Genomic DNA, 17,520 nt, shown 5'->3' with positions numbered 1-17,520 from the left:
CCCGGGTCGGATCGGTTCAGGCCAGCACGTATCCCGCGGCCGCCAGGGCGACCCAGACGGCGGTGAAGACCAGGCCCGTGAGCAGGGGCCCCCACGAGCGACGCGAGAGCGCGACGAACACGGATGCCGCCAGCCCGAGGCCGATGAGAAGGGCCCGGGGCATCCCCGACACCGTCGGAGAGAAGACCGCCGGAACGACGGCGAAGGCGAGCGTCGACGCCGCGGCGGCAACGACCCGGCTCCACACCGAAGGCAGGCGCGTGGCGGCGAACGACTCGGCGGCGGGGTAGACGAAGAAGATCGCGAAGAACGTCAGGCCCAGAACGACGACGAACGGCGCCGCCACTCCGAGCACGAGCCAGCGCGGGGAGAGCGCCGCGAGCGCGGGGAACCCGAGGTCGCCGGCGAACACACCGGTGAGGAACGGCAGGATGACGCCGAGCACGAGGCCCCACAGCACGTCGAGCGCCCGGAGCGAGAAGAACCCGCTGACGCGAGTACGCGCCGCCAGTGCGAGCCCCGTCGCCCCGAGGATGAGGGCCGCCGCGAGACCGCCGATGCTGCGGCCGGTGTCGCCGTCGAAGGCGACCGAGGCGAGCGAGCCGACGGCGATCGCGACGACGAGCGCTCCGACCGCGGCGGCGAGGGGCTTCCAGGTGCCGGCGAAGCCGCTGTGCACCCGTGGGCTTGCGTCGCGGTCGCGGCGTGCGCGCGCTGCCGAGGAGACTCCGTCCGCACCCTTGCTCTGAGAGGGATCCTCGGACGCCGTACTGATCTCCGACGAAGGAGCATCGTCCGTGCCGGGCACGACATCGCCGACGACGCGCGCTTCCCGACGGGATCTCCGGCTCGGGCCGACGGGAGCTTCATTCACCCGCTCAGCATACGGGTTTCACCCGAACCAGCCCGCGGGGAGACGCCGGTACGCCCTCAGACGCCGGTCCGCCGCACCCGCCCGGGTGAAGACTCAAGTAGGCTCGCGCTCACGCGCTGGATGAAGTGGGGACAACCGGAACGCTGATGGCAAGCACACGTCGCCGTGAGGGGAACCGCGTCGAGGCCGGTTCGACCGCAACACCGGATGCGGGCATCGAGCTCGTCCCTCTCCCCCACAACGTGGCGGTCGAGCTCCTCGCCGCAGCGGTGAACGATTTCGCGGAACTCCACGGCATCCGCATCCTGACGATCAAGGGTCGTGTGCTCGCGGATCAAGGGCTGCGCGCAGTCCGCGGATCGTCGGATGTCGACGTGCTGGTCGACCCGTCGGCGTTCGAACGGCTGTGGGCGATCCTGCGTTCGAGCGGATGGACCGATCGAGACAGGGCGGTCCTCGTCGACCTCCCGCGGGAGGGCACCGTTCTCGCTCCCCATGCCAGGACCCTCGAGCACCCTCAGTGGCCGTGCCATCTGGACCTCCACCGTTACTATCCGGGGTTCCTGAACCCTGCTCAGGACGTGTTCGACACCCTGTGGGAGGCCCGCACCACGATCGACCTGGCGCATCGCGCCTGCCCGGTCCCGGGCGTGGCCGACCATTGGCTCATCGCAGCGCTGCACGCCACGCGTTCCCGCGACGCCGGCCAGCTCGCCGAGCTCGAGGAACGCGCCACCCCACGCCTGTCGACCGACCTCAGCGACCTCGCGGAACGAGCTCACCTGACGGGGGCGGCCGGCCCCCTGCGCGAGACGCTGCGCGATCTGATCGGCGTGACCGTCACCCTCACTCCCGAGGCCGACCGACTGACCGCGCTATGGCGACGTCGCGTCGAATCCCCGGACGACCTCCCCGAAACCCTCGCCGAACAATTCGCCGGCGCGAGCTGGTCGACGCGCGTTCGCCTCGCGGCTCGGAAGCTCGTCCCGAGCCCGCGCTTCGCTCAAGCGTTCTTCGGCGTCGCCGACGATCCGATCAGCCTGCTCCGGTTCTACCTGCACCGCATCGTCACAGCACCGGCGAAGCTGTTCCGCATCCTCGCCGCCTCACGCCGACGGAGGCCCTGAATGACCGACCCGACGCCCGTGTGGCGACGCGCAGACGGTGTGGGTTGGACGCAGGAGGGATCCACCGCCTACATCGCTCTTCCCGCCCGGACGACGCCTTTCGCCGTCATCCGACTCTCCGAGGTGGGTGCCGCCATCTGGGAGCTCGTCGACGGCCGCCGCGACGAAAACGAGATCGTGGCGGAGATGGTCCGCCTGTGGGAGATCGACGAGACCGACGTGCGACCGACGGTCGCCTCCTTCGTCGAAGCTCTCGCCTCGAAAGGTGTGCTGCAGCCGACCCGTCGCTGAACGAGGTCGGTCAGCTTCTCGCCGCGGCTCGCTTCGTCATCGAGCCGTACGCCGGGAACGCCGCGACGGCGAGGGGCCCTCACCGGTCGTCGGGACCGCTATCGCCGTGCTTCTGCGGGCGCCGCTCCCCTCGGTCTTCCGGGAGGAACCTCGCGCCTCCTTCACGGATGCCGATAACGGGCCCGCGACCGTGACGGGCTCCGGAGTAGCCGACGGCGGAGCGGCGTAGTAATCACCGGTGTACTGGTAGTCGTCGTAGCCTCGCCCACGACCACGGACGGGCACGCGGTTGATGACCACCCCGAGGCAGCGCGCATTCGCCTTCTCGAGGTTGAGCATCGCCTTGTTCAGCGTCTCGATCGTCGTCTTGCCGACGCTCGCGACGACCATCACGCCGTCAGCGTGGTGCCCGAGCACTGCGGCGTCGGTCACCGGGAGCAGCGGCGGAGCGTCGATGATGATCGTCGCGTCAGCCGAGAGAGTGCGCATGAGATCGCGCATGCGCTCCGACCCGAGCACCTCGGAAGGGTTCGGGGGCAGCATCCCCGCGCCGAGGACGAGGAGGTTGCCGTCGACACCGACCGGTTGCGCCACCTCGTCGAAGAGGGCGCGTCCGGCGAGGACGTCGGTCAGACCGGCGCCGTCGATGAGGCCGAAGATGTTGGCGACCATGGGCCGCCGGAGGTCTCCGTCAATCAGGACCACGCGCTGCCCGCTCGCCGCGAGCACGATCGCGAGGTTCGCACTGGTCGTGGACTTGCCGTCACCGGGGAGGGGACTGCTGATGACGATCACGCGCGGCGGATTGTCCACGTCGATGAACTGAAGGTTCGTGCGCAGCTCGCGCAACGATTCCGCCACCCGGAAGAACTTCGCTCGAGCGCCTCCGCTCATACCGCCGTCGAACGGGACGAGTCGTCCCGTATCGGTGAAGGACTTCTCGAGCGGAATGGTGCCGACGACGGGGTGCCCCGTTTCGCGCTCGACCACCTCGGCGGAGCGGATGCGGCGGTCGAGAACGTATCGGACGACGGCACCGGAAACACCGGCGGCGAGGCCGATCAGACCTCCGACGGCGAGGGCGATACGCCAGTTCGGGGAGCTGGGCGAACGGGGCAGCTGCGCGGAATCCCCCGCGACGAGCTGCACGAGCGCCTGACCGCCGTCTCGCGATTCGAGACGCGAGATCTCCGACGACATCGCCTGGATCCACGCCTGCGCAAGATCACGCGCACCCTCGGGCGTCGACGCGTTCGCGACGACCAGCAGATTGACCGTGTCGACGGGATTGCTCACGCGCACCTGATCGACGAGTGTCTCCGGACGGGTGTCGAGCCCCAGCTGCGTGATGACGTCCTCCGCCACGGACCGCCACGTGCCCAGGTCGATGTACGACTTGACCTTGGACTTCGCGAGATTGTCGGCGATGAGCGCGGAACCGGTGTCTTCGCCCTGCCCCGTCACGGCGACGAAGCCGCTGGCATCCGCGGTGTAGACGGGCTTCTGCAGTGCCACCCAGCCCGCCGCGGCCCCGATGCCGAGAAGAGTGCCGAGAATCAGCCACACCCAGCCCACTCGAATGATGCGCAGGTAGGTCTGCAACTCCATCGAACACACTCCTCTTCCGCGCCGTCACTGCGACGACTTCGCCCCCCGGAATTCCGCCGCGACGACCGAGAAATGCCTCGGGCACACGATTCTAGAACCCACTCACGTGTCTCGGTGAACGCGCACGAACGCATTCACACTCTCATTCTTAGCGCGCTCGGAAGGATGGCGTCGACCGCAGTCACGCCGACGCGGGCGCGGTCTCGGAAAGCGCGCGCCGCATCGTCCGCTCCGACGCGAAGCCGCTTTGCCGCGCAATGCGCTGCACGGTCATTCCCGAGTCGGCGCGTACCTCGAGGAGCGCGCGGGCGAAATCCACCCGGAGTGAGCGGAGGTATGAGGATGGCGACGTTCCGCGCTTTTCGAACAATCGATGCAGATGCCTCGATGACATGTGCAATTCCTGAGCGGCGGACGCCACGCAGAATCGAGGATCGGTGAAGCGCGACTCGAAAAGCAGCCGGACCCGATTGAACGTCGAGGTGCGCGCCGCGGCGACGACCTCACGCTCCCCCGCGGAGAAGAGCAGCGCGAACGCGATGTCGAAGAGCGTGCGCTCCATCACCATCGCCTCGACCATGCTCAGCGACGGTCGCATCCCGGCGACGGTCGTGACATAGGCTCGCGCAGCCATGGCCGCGGTCGTGAGTGCGGGCCGGCAGGCGACACGCTCGAGGTCGAGACCCAGATCCTCGAGGGCCGCACCCGGCAGCCAGAGGGTGGCCGCCGCCCCGCGCGTCCACGCGACGCGCATCGGAAGTCCGTGGCGGAGGACGATCGGGGCGCGATCCGCGCCCTCACGGGGGGCATCGCCCTGAACCGTCGCCCCGGCGTCATCCACGGGGAACACGATCCCGATGTAGCCGGTGTCGCCCTCTTCCGACCACAGCCACTGGTCTCCGTGATCGACCGCGTGCAACGTGATCGCGGTGCGACCCGCCGAGGTGACGGCAGCCGGGTGCGGGATGCGCGTCATGCGCAGGTGATCCCGGAGAAGCGCTCGGATGGGCGCGCGGTCCCCGCCCGGGTCGGCCGCGAGGGTCGACGAAACGATGCTGCTCACCCGACCCCCCAGCCTCGATCGCAGCGGTGATTGTCAGGGGGTGTGGTGGCTCGAAGCGTCAGCGGGAGGAGCGTCTTCCCGCCGCACCACGGTGCTCCGCCTCCCGCCCCCTTACAACCGGGAGGCGGAGCGCCGTGATCCTTCACCGCACGGTAGCCGTGGACCTCAGTGGGAGGTCAGCCATCGCAGCGGATATCCGTAGAGGCATACGTAGTGGGATCAGTAGTCGGTGCGACGACGACCGGGCCGCCTACGTAGCCGATCGGGATCAACCGGGCGGGCGTCAGAGAATGCCCGCGCCGACGGGAACGAGAATCGAGCTGGCGGCCGTGAGAGTGCGTCCCGGGAACACGACGGTCACCGACACGGGATAGGACGCGAGAGCGGTGATCGACAGGCCCGTGCGGTCGCCGGCGAGACCCCACTGGACGGGGATGTCGAGGGCGGCACCCGACCCCACGCTGAAGTTCTTCGTCGTGGTGAAGGTCGTCGTCGGGAAGCCGAACTGCCCGACGATCGGCGCGCTCTGGTAGGTGGCGCTGCGCTGTCCGGCCGTCGTCAGCGTGCTGTCGAAGCGGTACACGCCGAAGCCGTGAGCGCGGCCGACGGAGATCGGGATGCCGCTGGGGCGCCCCACGCTGATGGTCACGGTGGCGTTGCCCGACAGCGCGCCCGCGCCGTTCGTGACGCGCAGCGTCGTGGGCACGGTGATCGCAACAGCCGCCGTCAGCACCGTCGTCGAGTCGAGCACGTTCAGCGCCAGCAGGCTGGTCACATCATTCGTGAGCGCGAGGTTCGCATTGTTCACCGATGCGGAGGCCGCAGGAGCCGCGACAGCGGCCGCGATCACCGGAACCGACCACGCGGCGCCCTTCAGAATGGTTCGGCGCTCGATACCCCGCGTGGAACCCGTCGCACCCGTTGCCTTGTCCGATGACAGCTCTTCCAACATCGATTCTCCCCTTTTGCGAAAAAGCGGGAACCGGTCGCACCCGCCCCGCGATGCTCGCGAAAGGGGGTATCCCAGGACATCGGTAAGGTCTCACCGCGGCCGCAAAGCGTCCGAAAATGTCCGGTCGGAAAATGCAGAAAGGACGCCGCGAACGGCGTCCGGAAACGACAAAGGCCGGGCCCGAAGGCCCGGCCTTTGCCGAGTGAAGTCTGGAAGGACTTACTTGAGGATCTTGGTGACGGTACCGGCACCGACGGTGCGGCCACCCTCACGGATCGCGTAGCCGAGGCCCTCTTCCATGGCGATCGGCTGGATGAGCTCGACCGACATCTCCGTGGTGTCACCGGGCATGACCATCTCGGTGCCCTCGGGCAGCGTGATGACACCGGTCACGTCGGTGGTGCGGAAGTAGAACTGCGGGCGGTAGTTCGTGAAGAACGGGTTGTGGCGGCCGCCCTCTTCCTTGGACAGGATGTACGCCGTGCCCTCGAAGTTGGTGTGCGGGGTGACCGAACCGGGCTTCACGACGACCTGGCCGCGCTCGACGTCGTCACGCTTGGTGCCGCGGAGGAGCAGACCACAGTTCTCGCCGGCCCAGGCCTCGTCGAGCTGCTTGTGGAACATCTCGATACCCGTGACCGTGGTCTTCTGCGTCGGGCGGATGCCGACGATCTCGACCTCGGAGTTGATCGCGAGGGTACCGCGCTCGGCGCGACCCGTGACGACCGTTCCACGACCGGTGATGGTGAAGACGTCCTCGATGGGCATGAGGAACGGCTTGTCCTTATCACGCACCGGGTCGGGGATGGAGGAGTCGACGGCCTCCATGAGCTCGACGATCGAGTTGACCCACTGCTCGTCACCCTCGAGAGCCTTGAGGCCCGAGACGCGCACGACGGGGGCGTTGTCGCCATCGAAGTCCTGCGACGACAGAAGCTCGCGAACCTCGAGCTCGACGAGCTCCAGGATCTCCTCGTCGTCGACCATGTCGCTCTTGTTCAGCGCGACGAGCAGGTAGGGCACGCCGACCTGCTTGGCGAGCAGGACGTGCTCGCGGGTCTGAGCCATCGGGCCGTCGGTGGCGGCGACCACGAGGATCGCGCCGTCCATCTGAGCGGCACCGGTGATCATGTTCTTGATGTAGTCGGCGTGACCGGGGGCGTCGACGTGAGCGTAGTGACGCTTGGGGGTCTCGTACTCGACGTGCGAGATGTTGATCGTGATACCGCGCTGACGCTCTTCGGGCGCGGAGTCGATCGACGCGAAGTCACGCTGAACGTTGGTGGCCGACGGGAACTTGTCGGCGAGCACCTTCGAGATGGCAGCGGTGAGCGTGGTCTTGCCGTGGTCGACGTGACCGATCGTTCCGATGTTCACGTGCGGCTTGGTCCGCTCGAACTTGGCCTTAGCCACTGGGTCCTCCTCAGGACGTTGGTTGCGAGGTCTCGGGCGCTGGATTGCGACCGATTCTTCGCGGGGATGGTTCTCAGATTACTAGAGAGTCGGTATTCAGTTTGTGCGGATGCCGGGAACCTGAGCAGAACCCGGGGTTCCCGGCATCCGTGAGAGCGGAGTTACTCGCCCTTGTTCTTCTGGATGATCTCGTCAGCCACGGCCTTCGGGACATCGGCGTAGCTGTCGAACTCCATCGAGTAGACGGCACGGCCCGAGGTCTTCGAGCGCAGGTCGCCGATGTAGCCGAACATCTCGGACAGCGGCACGTTGGCCCGGACGACCTTGACGCCGGCGGCGTCCTCCATCGACTGGATCTGGCCACGACGCGAGTTCAGGTCGCCGATGACGTCGCCCATGTACTCCTCGGGAGTACGCACCTCGACGGCCATGATCGGCTCGAGGATGGTGGGGTTCGCCTTGCGGACGGCCTCCTTGAAGCCCATCGAGCCGGCGATCTTGAACGCCATCTCCGACGAGTCGACGTCGTGCGAGGCACCGTCGAGGAGGATCGCCTTGACACCCACCATGGGGTAGCCGGCGAGCACGCCGACGTTCATGGCGTCCTGGAAGCCCTGGTCGGTCGGCGAGATGTACTCGCGCGGGATGCGACCACCGGTGACCTTGTTCTCGAACTCGTAGGTCTTGTCGGCCGTGACCTCGAGGGGCTCGATCGCGAACTGGATCTTCGCGAACTGACCCGAACCACCGGTCTGCTTCTTGTGGGTGTAGTCGTGACGCTCGACCGACTTGCGGATGGTCTCGCGGTACGCCACCTGGGGCTTTCCGACGTTGGCCTCGACCTTGAACTCGCGCTTCATGCGGTCGACCAGGATGTCGAGGTGGAGCTCGCCCATGCCCTTGATGACGGTCTGACCGGTCTCGGCGTTCTGCTCGACGCGGAACGTCGGGTCTTCTTCCGCGAGCTTCTGGATGGCGACACCCAGCTTCTCCTGGTCGGCCTTGGTCTTGGGCTCGATGGCGACCTCGATGACCGGCTCCGGGAACGTCATCGACTCCAGGACGACCTGGTTGGCCGGGTCGCAGAGGGTGTCACCGGTGGTGGTGTCCTTCAGACCGATGACCGCGTAGATGTGACCGGCGGTGACCGAGTCGACCGGCATCTCCTTGTTGGCGTGCATCTGGAAGATCTTCCCGATGCGCTCCTTCTTGCCCTTGGTCGCGTTGACGACCTGGGCGCCGGAGTCGAGGTGACCCGAGTAGACGCGGATGTAGGTGAGGCGACCGAAGAAGGGGTGCGTCACGATCTTGAACGCGAGTGCCGCGAAGGGCTCCTCACGGTCGGCGTGGCGCTCGATGACGACCTCTTCGTCCTTGGGGTCGTGCGCCTCGATGGCGGGCACGTCCAGGGGCGAGGGGAGGTAGTCCACGACGGCGTCGAGCATGGGCTGCACACCGCGGTTCTTGAACGCCGAACCGCACAGCACGGGGTAGACCTCGCTGGCGATCGTCATCTTGCGGATGGCGCCCTTGATCTCGTCGTGCGTGAGCTCTTCGCCACCGAAGTACTTCTCGAGCAGCGCGTCGTCGGACTCGGCGACGGTCTCGAGGAGCTTCTCGCGGTACTCCTGCGCCTTCTCGACGAGGTCGGCCGGGATCTCCTGGATCTCGTACTTGGCGCCCATGGTGACATCACCCTTGGCATCGCCGGGCCAGACCAGGGCACGCATGTAGACCAGGTCGACGACGCCGACGAAGTCGTTCTCGGCACCGATCGGGAGCTGGATGACGAGCGGCTTGGCCTTCAGGCGGTTGACGATGGTGTCGACCGTGAAGTAGAAGTCGGCGCCCAGCTTGTCCATCTTGTTGACGAAGCAGATACGGGGGACGTCGTACTTGTCAGCCTGACGCCACACGGTCTCGGACTGGGGCTCGACGCCCTCCTTGCCGTCGAAGACGGCGACGGCACCGTCGAGCACGCGGAGCGAGCGCTCCACCTCGACGGTGAAGTCGACGTGACCGGGGGTGTCGATGATGTTGATCTGGTTCTTTTCCCAGAAGCAGGTGACGGCGGCGGAGGTGATCGTGATGCCACGCTCCTGCTCCTGCTCCATCCAGTCGGTGGTCGCCGCACCATCGTGCGTCTCACCGATCTTGTGGTTGACGCCCGTGTAGAACAGGATGCGCTCGGTCGTCGTCGTCTTGCCGGCATCGATGTGCGCCATGATGCCGATGTTGCGGACCTTGTGGAGGTCGGTGAGCACGTCTTGTGCCACGGGTGTCTTCCTTACCTGTTGGGAGGTTGATGCCGGGCCCATCGGAGGGTCCGTGACCGGGGTTCGATCACGGACCCTCCGCGGGTTTTACCAGCGGTAGTGCGCGAAGGCGCGGTTCGACTCGGCCATCTTGTGGGTGTCTTCGCGGCGCTTGACCGCGGCACCGAGGCCGTTCGAGGCGTCGAGGATCTCGTTCTGCAGACGCTCGGTCATCGTCTTCTCACGACGACCCTTCGCGTAGCTCACGAGCCAGCGCAGCGCGAGCGTGTTGGCGCGGTGCGGCTTGACCTCGACGGGAACCTGGTAGGTCGAGCCACCGACGCGGCGGCTCTTGACCTCGAGGGTGGGACGGACGTTGTCGAGCGCCTTCTTGAGCGTCGCGACGGCATCCTGGCTGTTCTTCGCCTCGACACCCTTGAGGGCGTCGTAGACGATCGACTCGGCGATGGACTTCTTGCCGTCGACGAGGATCTTGTTGACGAGCTGGGTGACGACGGGAGCGCCGTACACCGGGTCGTTGACGACGGGACGCTTCGGGGCGGGACCCTTACGAGGCATGGTTCTCAGCCCTTCTTCGCGCCGTAGCGGCTGCGAGCCTGCTTACGGTTCTTGACAGCCTGGGTGTCGAGTGCACCGCGGACGATCTTGTAGCGGACACCGGGGAGGTCCTTCACACGACCACCACGGACGAGCACCAGCGAGTGCTCCTGGAGGTTGTGGCCCTCACCGGGGATGTACGCGGTGACCTCGGTGCCGTTGCGCAGCTTGACGCGGGCGACCTTGCGCATGGCCGAGTTCGGCTTCTTGGGGGTCGTGGTGTACACGCGGGTGCACACGCCGGCCTGCTGGGGGTTCGACTTCAGCGCGGGAGCCTTGGTCTTCGAGACCTTCGGCGAGCGGCCCTTGCGAACCAACTGCTGAATGGTTGGCACGTTCTCTCCTTGTTTGGCCGGGCGGTTCCTCTCGGACCGTCCGGGGTGCTGCACGGTGACAGCGGTCGTGTCTCCCCCGTCATGCCGCTCATCTTGCGATTCGTGACGTGTCGGGCTCACGTGTGATCCACCGCGCGACAGAATGATCGGAAGCGGTTGTGGTGGATATGCCGTGGGGGCGACCTGTTCGCAGATCGATCCCTGAGATGGTGCGAGCGTTGATCCGCACGACACGCCCGAAGGCACGACGCACGGCGCGCGTGAACGCACACCCGCTCAATGATACGCGTTCCCCGGAGGTCGGGCAAACGTGCGCGGGTCTCGCTGCCGTCGACGGCCCGGATGCCGCCCGCTCAGCCCAGGAGGACGATTGCGGCCACGGCGACCGCCGCGAGCACCACGACCACGGCGACGCCGACCAGCAGGGCCCGCCACGCCGCGCGACGCGTCGTGCGGGGGCGCACCGCAGCGGCGTCACGATCGGGCGGAGCGGACGGTCGCGGCCCGGAACGCTCCACGCGGACGGGGGCGTCGGCGCGCGGCCTGTAGATCTCGCGCTCGAGCGCCACGGGCACGCGGGCGTCGCGGGTCGCCTCGGGAAGACCCGAGCCGGACGGAGACGGGCGGCCGGGCGCCACACCATCCGTGTCCGCATCCGCATTCGCCCCCGCTGCGGCGGCCGCGGCGGCGGATCGGCGGGCGCGGCGGGTGCCCGCGCGGGTGTCGCCGCTGTGGTCCGGGGCCTCGCGGCGGACGGTGTCGTCGTCGACGGCCTCGGATCGGGGGGTGGCGGCGATGCGCGGGCGGGTGGTCTCGTCGAGCTCGTCGACGGGCTCCGGCCGGGGGTGTGCGGTGACACGCGGGCGAGTGGTCTCGTCGGGCTCGTCGAGGGGGGCGCGCGCCGGTGCGACGGCGACCGTGGGCTCGCCCGGGGCGGGTCGGGACACGACCGTCGCGTCATCCGGTTCGTGCGCCGTGTCGCGGGAGGGGCTGCGCAGCGTCGCGTCATCCGGCTCGTCGACCGGACCACGCGGGCGGGACACGACCGTCGCGTCATCCGGTTCGTGCGCCGCGTCGCGGGAGGGGCTGAGCAGCGTCGCGTCGTCGAGCTCGTCGGCGGGAGGATCCTCCGGGCCCGCCGCTGCGGCGTCGCGCGGCCGGTCGGTCCCGGGGCGCAGGGTCGCGTCATCGACGCCGTCGTCGTCGGAGCTCGCCGTGCTCGGCGCGTTGTGAGCGGCCCATCCCCGCAGACGACCGGCCCACAGGGTGACCTCGTCGGGATCGTCGGGGCGGTCTCCGGGGCCGCTCACACGGTCCTCCGGGTGAGGCGCACCTCCGCGTCGCCGAGGAAGAACCGCTCCCCGGCCTCGATCTCCTCGCCCGGAGGGGCCTCGACCTCGGTGCCCATGAGGGTCGCGAAGAGCACGCCGTTGGTGGAGTCGAGGTCGGTGACGTACCAGGTGTCACCGCGCAGCTCGAGGCGCGCGTGCGTCTTGGAGACCGTCCGCGTCTCGTCGGCGACGGGCACGAGCTGGGCGTCGGGGTACGCACTGTCGTGGCCGGGGCGACGACCGAGGATGACCACCGACGACGTCAGGTCGACCGTCTCGCCGTTGGGGGCGATGAGCGCCCACGGGATGCGCTTGCGCCGCGCCACGACCGTGCGATCGAGAGCGTCGAAGTCGTCGTCCGCGGGGACCTCCGGGCGGGTGTACAGCGCCGACACCGACGTGCGGGCGGAGCGCGGGGCACCCGCGTCGGGGGCCTCGGGCACCGCCGACACGGCCTCGGAGTTCTCCGGGAATTCATCCACGGGGGTGCGCGCCACGCGCGGAGCGGGCACCGGAGCGGCGGCCGCGGGTCGCGTCAACGGTGCAGCATCCGCGAGGTCGTCGGTCGGGGGGACGCCGCGACGCGCGGGACCGGCCCACGGCGACGGCGCCTCGTCGACGGCGTCATCGGCGGACGGCTCCTCCGAGACGGGGACGTCGTCGCGAGGGGATGCCGCGGGCTCCGGCTCGGCCGGCTCGGTCGGCCGGGGAGCGGCCCACGACGGCACGCCCCGCGTGGGCGAGCCGGGCAGGAGGAGGGCACGCGTGGCCAGGCCATCGTCCTCCGGGTGGGGCTGGGGCTCGGCTCGGTGCTCGGGCTCGCGCTCCGGCGCGGGCCCCGGCTCGGGCACGGCGTCCGTGGGGCGGGGAACCCAGCCGGACGGCGCGTCAGCGGCATCCGGGATCCGCGAATCGGGTGCGGCGGGAGCCGACGCGGCGGGCTCGGAGGCCGCTGCGGGCTCCTCGTCGGTGGTGGATGAGGCGGCGCGCGGCGCGGGAGCGCTGTCGCGCAGGGCGTCGAGCACCTCGAAGACCGACCCCGAGACAACGGGGGCGGGCGCCTGGGACGCCTCGGACGCCGCGGGCCGCTCGGTCGACCGGCGGCCGTCGAGGCGTGCGGGCGCGAGATCGATCGGCGGGCCCCAGTCGCTCGGCGACGGGACGGCGTCGGACAGCGATCCCGCGGGCGCGGCGAAGGGCTGCACGACCGGCTCCGACACGGGCGCGGGAGCATCCGCGTCGGCCGCGGCATCGCGGTCGTCGGAGCCCGGCTCCGGCGTCCACCCGCCGATGAGCGGCACGTAGGGCCCCTCGAAGTCGCGCCCGCGGCGCACCGGGGCGGAGTCCTCGTCGAGACCGCGCTCGCTCGAGCCCTCCCATCGCGCGGAGCCGAACCCGAGGATGCTGGCCCACACGACCGGGACGACGGCACCGACCACCGTGAGTCCCGCTCCCGCCCCGAACCCGACGGTGATGCGGTGCACGGCGACGATGAAGACCACGACGAAGGCGAGGAAGCCGAAGAGGGGCACCAGGTTGATGAGCACGAGCCACGGCGAGAATCCGCCGATCTTCAGCACGGTGGCCACGTTGACGACGGGAACCCACGCCTTCCAGACCGGCTCGCCGACCTTGCGGCACATCGCGGCGAGCGCGAGAGCGGACCACAGGTAGAGCACCACGACCAGGGCGAGGGAGCTCGCCCCCAACATCAGCAGCGTCGAATCCGTCATGTCGTGTCGCGCCCGGCCGCCGTGGCGGGGCGCTTCCCCCTCTCGTCGCGATGCGGCGACCCCCGCCGAGAAGGCCGGGGGGCGAGGAACCGCAGGAACGATCTCAACGATACGGCCGCTCGCACACGGCGCCAGAAGCCGCGCTGACGGGTGAGTGCGCGCCGTTCGTCGTCGACGATGCGCCAGAACGCGGCGACCTCGTCGGCGCCCACCTCGTCGGCGGCGAACACCGCCCGATCCGCGTCGGCGGCGAGACGGATGCCGGATGGCGTCGCGAACGCCTCGGCGACCTCGCGCCGGGTCGGAGCCCGCGGCACGGAACGGCCCGCGTCGACTCCGGCGTCGACGTACTCGTCCCACCCTCCCGCGATCGCCCCTCGGGGATCGGGATCGCGGCGGCGCCCGCGGCGGCGGACGGCCTTGGCGATGACGATGGCGAGGAACGGGCCAAAGAGCACCAGCACGCCGAGCAGCGAGAGACCCGCGACACGAAGGATCGGCCAGAGCCACGCGAGGTCGAGCCCGTCGTCGGTGCGGGTGTCGTCGTCGAGGGCGTCGTCCTGCTGCACGGGCTCGGGCGGGACGACCTCTTCGACGGTGTCGGGGCGTACGTCGGTGACGTTCTCGGGGTCCTGCTGCTGCGTCACCTCGAGGCTCGGCGACTGCTCCCACTGCGGGGTGACGTCGATCGCCGCCCACTGTCCGTCGGCGCCCTGCACCTCGGTCCAGGCGCTCAGGTCGCGCGGTCGGCACTCCCCCGCATCGCAGACGGGCAGGCTCGCGTCGGTCGTCGTCAAGCGCGTACCGACGACGACCCGGGCCGGGAAGCCCAGCTCGTGCGCGATGAGGGCCGTGGCCACGGCGAACTGCTCGTCGTCGCCGACCGCGGCGACGAAGTTTCCCGACGCCGCGGCGCGTGGATCGTCTTCGCGGTCGAGCACTCGCTCGAACATGCGGTCGATGCGCGCCAGGGAATGCCCCGAGGCGCTCGGCTGCAGCTGATAGCCGGGCAGGTCGAGGGTCCACGCGGGGGCGGCGGCCCCGGGAGCGGCGAGGCTGTGGCTGAGGTATCCGCGCTCGCGCAGCAGTTGCACGAGACCCTGGAGCGCGGCGCCGTCCGAGCCGGCGGCGTGCTCCTCGACCCAGCGCTTCAAGTTGTCACCGCCCGACACGCCCTGCGGCGCCCCCGGCGGGGTCAGCGTCGCGAGGTCGACGGGGGCGGGTTCGACGCCGGTCAGGAGGTATCCGTCGCCCGCGCGAAGGCCGCCGTCGGCGGTCTGCACCCCCGCCTCGGCGGCGGAGCTGTAGTAGAAGCGGTCGGCGAGGGCCCCGCGGCGATCACCCTCGAACGTCGCCGACGACAGGCGGCCGGCCGTCGGCATCCAGATCCCCTCGAGATCGACGATCTCGACCTCGGCCGAGAGGGAGCGCCCCGCGCCGGCGTCACGCGTCGAGGGGAGGCGCACGAACCCGGCCCCCTCGTCGCCCGAGGCGCGGAAGATCTCGCCGTCGTAGGTGTCGAGGGTGGCGAGACGGATGCGGTCGGGCAACGTCCCCTCGCCGCTGACGCGGAAGAGCACCTCGTCGGCGCGAGAGTCGGAGAACATCGCGCGGTACTCGGCGAGCGGGCTGACCGCCTCGGCGATCTGCCGGTCGGGTCCCGCGGCGGAGCGCAGGACCTCGCGATCGGCTCCGCGCGCGACCCACGGCACCACCGCCACCGTGACGACCACCGCCACGGCGATCATCGCCACCCCGAGCGCCGTGCGTCGGCGATCGGCCCGCGATCGTCCGGGGCTCGCCGGCACCGCCGACACGTCGCTCGCCCTCCGCAGGGCGCGGGCGCGCTCGTCGTGGGCACGCCACGCGAGCCACAGCACCGCCGACAGCAGGGCACCCACCCCCACGGCGGTCTCGACCGGAGCGGTCAGGACGAGGGGGCCGATCTGCAGCGGCGCGCTCGTCGCAGTGCGTCCGAAGAACAGTCCGAAGCCGGTCATCCCGAGACCCGCGACCACCGCGGCCGTCGCCCACCGGTCGCTGCGGCCGGCGAGCGCGAGCGCGAGCGCGGTGCCGACGAGGAAGACCACCAGGGCGGGGATGAGCAGGTTGCGATAGGCGCCGACGGGGAGGTCGACGGTGACGAGGTCCTTCCACGCGACGACGATGCCGGCGTACGACTCCCCGAGGCCGCGCAGCACGTCGAGGGGAGAAGTGAGCCGCGAGGGGACGGCCACGGGCACGGCCAGGAGCGTGAAGGCGGCGACGAGCCCCGCCGCCAGCATCCATCCGCTTCCCCGCCGCCACGCGACCGACGCCACCACGACGGCCGCGGCGACGGATGCCGCGACGACGAGGATCACGAAGCTCGCGGCGGCGTAGATCGGCCACGCCGCCACCGCGGCGAGCAGCACGGACGCGAGGGTGTAGACGGCGGCGGCGACCCAGCGCGGAGCCGCCGACGCCTCGCGCCGGCGCCGCGGGGCGCGCTCGCGCGACCCGCTCACGAGGTGGCCCCGCGCACGAGAAGGCCCGAGAGGTCGTCGAGCGTCCCGATCGTGAGCACGGTGAGCCCCGCCACGCTCTGCATGCGCGGGTGCGCGCGCTCGTCGCAGATGACCGCGGCGACGGCCGTGTCGGCGGGGAAGGCGAGCGCCGCCTGGCGCAGACGCGCGAGGGGCACGACCGAACCGGTCACCACGAACGCGATCGAGAGGCGCTCGTTCGCCTCGGCCGCCAGGCGGCAGACGTCTTCGACGGGCATCGTGTTGTCGTGGCGCTCGATGGCGCTGAACCCGTCGAGCATCGCGCGCGACGAGATCACCGGGATGTGGCGGATCGCGCGCAGGCGCCCCTTCACCACGCGCGGGATCTCCGACCCCGTCACGATGTCGATGTCGCGCGCGTCGCGCACCGCGCGCATCCCGAGAGAGGCCGCGGCCGAGACGGCGAGCTCGTACTCGTCGGCATCCGCGTACTCCTGCGTCGCGGCGGCGAGCACGACAGCCATGCGCGAGCGACGGGACTCCTCGTACTGCCGGACCATCAGCCGACCGGTCTTGGCGGTGGACTTCCAGTGCACCTGCCGCTGCGAGTCACCGGGGGCGTACTCGCGGATCGCGTGGAACGACATGTCGGCGTCGACGAGGCGACGGGTCGCGTTGCCCTCGAGGTCGCGCACGAGACCGGCACTGGTGGAGGGCAGGCCGACCGTGCGCGGGTGGACGAAGAGGTCGTGCACGTCGTCGAACGCGTGCTCGCGGCGCAGCAGTCCGACCGGATCGCTGCGCACGGTGGTGACGGGGCCGACGCGCACGACGCCCCGGGGAAGCGGGGGGATCTGCAGCGGTTCGGTGCTGCTCTGCCCCGGTCGCAGCAGCGGCACGCCGAACTCGACGAGCCCGCGGCCGACCGGGATGTCGAGCCGCCCCGGCAGCGCCGGGCGCGAACTGTCGTTGCGCACGACGATCTCGCCGGTGACCCCGTGCCCCGCCGTCACGCGCTCGTGCTGCAGGGCCAGGTCGACCTCGTACGCGCGGGCGCCGAAGAGGAACGGCACGCTCATGACGAGCAGCAGCAGCGCCGCGGACCCCGCGACCATCCACTCCATCCACCCGAACAGGATGCCGAGCAGCAGACCAGCGGTCGCCGCGATCGCGACGACCGCTCCCGCGGGGCGCACGGTGCGGCCGGCCCACGACACGGCCGCCGCCACCGCCTCGGTGACCACCCGCCACGTCTCGGACGCGCGCACGACCGCGCGGACGATGCGGCGCTGGCGGCGGGTCGCGGTCGAGGTGATCGAGGTGCGCGATCCCGTGGCCATCGTCGCCGCGGAGGTGCGGGTCAGCCGCGACTCGGTGAGGTTCACGTCGGGCACGGCTCACCCCCCTCCCGCGCGGCTGCGGATGCCGGGCGCA

General features: G+C 70.1%; 14 protein-coding genes. 2 read left to right on the top strand and 12 right to left on the bottom strand.

The window, feature by feature from the left end; genetic code table 11:
• Positions 1-16 precede the first annotated feature (16 nt).
• Positions 17-679: a hypothetical protein gene (locus tag AB1K56_RS10305; RefSeq protein ID WP_371205568.1), complete on the bottom strand. Its 663-nt coding sequence runs from the start codon at positions 677-679 to the stop codon at positions 17-19.
• A gap of 341 nt (positions 680-1,020) precedes the next feature.
• Here AB1K56_RS10305 and AB1K56_RS10300 point away from each other — a divergent pair, with 341 nt between their 5' ends.
• Both AB1K56_RS10300 and AB1K56_RS10295 read left to right on the top strand, forming a co-directional pair.
• Entirely contained in the window at positions 1,021-2,001 is a 981-nt protein-coding gene (locus AB1K56_RS10300) for a nucleotidyltransferase family protein (RefSeq protein ID WP_371205567.1), read from the top strand.
• Entirely contained in the window at positions 2,002-2,292 is a 291-nt protein-coding gene (locus AB1K56_RS10295) for a PqqD family protein (RefSeq protein ID WP_371205566.1), read from the top strand.
• A gap of 36 nt (positions 2,293-2,328) precedes the next feature.
• Here the strand turns inward: AB1K56_RS10295 and AB1K56_RS10290 are convergent, their stop codons facing one another.
• From AB1K56_RS10290 to AB1K56_RS10240, 11 genes are all read right to left on the bottom strand, one after another.
• Positions 2,329-3,900 carry a polysaccharide biosynthesis tyrosine autokinase gene (locus AB1K56_RS10290; RefSeq protein WP_371205565.1) on the bottom strand — a complete coding sequence of 524 codons (1,572 nt, stop codon included), beginning with the start codon at positions 3,898-3,900 and terminating at the stop codon, positions 2,329-2,331.
• A 181-nt stretch (positions 3,901-4,081) separates the two neighbouring features.
• Positions 4,082-4,741 (bottom strand): helix-turn-helix domain-containing protein, encoded by a 660-nt coding sequence (locus tag AB1K56_RS10285; protein ID WP_371205564.1) that lies wholly within the window; start codon positions 4,739-4,741, stop codon positions 4,082-4,084.
• 505 nt (positions 4,742-5,246) lie between these two features.
• Positions 5,247-5,915 (bottom strand): hypothetical protein, encoded by a 669-nt coding sequence (locus AB1K56_RS10280; protein WP_371205563.1) that lies wholly within the window; start codon positions 5,913-5,915, stop codon positions 5,247-5,249.
• A 219-nt stretch (positions 5,916-6,134) separates the two neighbouring features.
• The gene (tuf, locus tag AB1K56_RS10275; protein WP_076673648.1) at positions 6,135-7,328 is read right to left on the bottom strand and encodes an elongation factor Tu; all 1,194 of its coding nucleotides are present in this window, start codon (positions 7,326-7,328) and stop codon (positions 6,135-6,137) included.
• 161 nt (positions 7,329-7,489) lie between these two features.
• On the bottom strand, positions 7,490-9,604 hold the full coding sequence (gene fusA / locus AB1K56_RS10270) for an elongation factor G (protein WP_371205562.1): 2,115 nt from the start codon (positions 9,602-9,604) through the stop codon (positions 7,490-7,492).
• Between the two features lie 87 nt (positions 9,605-9,691).
• Positions 9,692-10,162: a 30S ribosomal protein S7 gene (gene rpsG, locus AB1K56_RS10265; RefSeq protein ID WP_013584050.1), complete on the bottom strand. Its 471-nt coding sequence runs from the start codon at positions 10,160-10,162 to the stop codon at positions 9,692-9,694.
• Positions 10,163-10,167: 5 nt separating this feature from the next.
• On the bottom strand, positions 10,168-10,536 hold the full coding sequence (gene rpsL / locus AB1K56_RS10260) for a 30S ribosomal protein S12 (RefSeq protein ID WP_013584051.1): 369 nt from the start codon (positions 10,534-10,536) through the stop codon (positions 10,168-10,170).
• Between the two features lie 353 nt (positions 10,537-10,889).
• On the bottom strand, positions 10,890-11,846 hold the full coding sequence (locus tag AB1K56_RS10255) for a hypothetical protein (RefSeq protein ID WP_371205561.1): 957 nt from the start codon (positions 11,844-11,846) through the stop codon (positions 10,890-10,892).
• Entirely contained in the window at positions 11,843-13,600 is a 1,758-nt protein-coding gene (locus AB1K56_RS10250; protein ID WP_371205560.1) for a DUF5684 domain-containing protein, read from the bottom strand. The genes AB1K56_RS10255 and AB1K56_RS10250 overlap by 4 nt, the downstream gene beginning before the upstream one ends.
• On the bottom strand, positions 13,597-16,107 hold the full coding sequence (locus tag AB1K56_RS10245; protein ID WP_371205559.1) for a transglutaminaseTgpA domain-containing protein: 2,511 nt from the start codon (positions 16,105-16,107) through the stop codon (positions 13,597-13,599). Before AB1K56_RS10245 ends, AB1K56_RS10250 begins: the two co-directional genes overlap by 4 nt.
• The gene (locus AB1K56_RS10240) at positions 16,104-17,480 is read right to left on the bottom strand and encodes a DUF58 domain-containing protein (RefSeq protein ID WP_371205558.1); all 1,377 of its coding nucleotides are present in this window, start codon (positions 17,478-17,480) and stop codon (positions 16,104-16,106) included. Before AB1K56_RS10240 ends, AB1K56_RS10245 begins: the two co-directional genes overlap by 4 nt.
• Positions 17,481-17,520: the final 40 nt, after the last annotated feature.

It is taken from the genome of Microbacterium sp. BWR-S6Y (assembly GCF_041379845.1).
Lineage (GTDB): Bacteria > Actinomycetota > Actinomycetes > Actinomycetales > Microbacteriaceae > Microbacterium > Microbacterium hydrothermale.
This window is presented reverse-complemented; position numbering and strand designations above follow the sequence as displayed.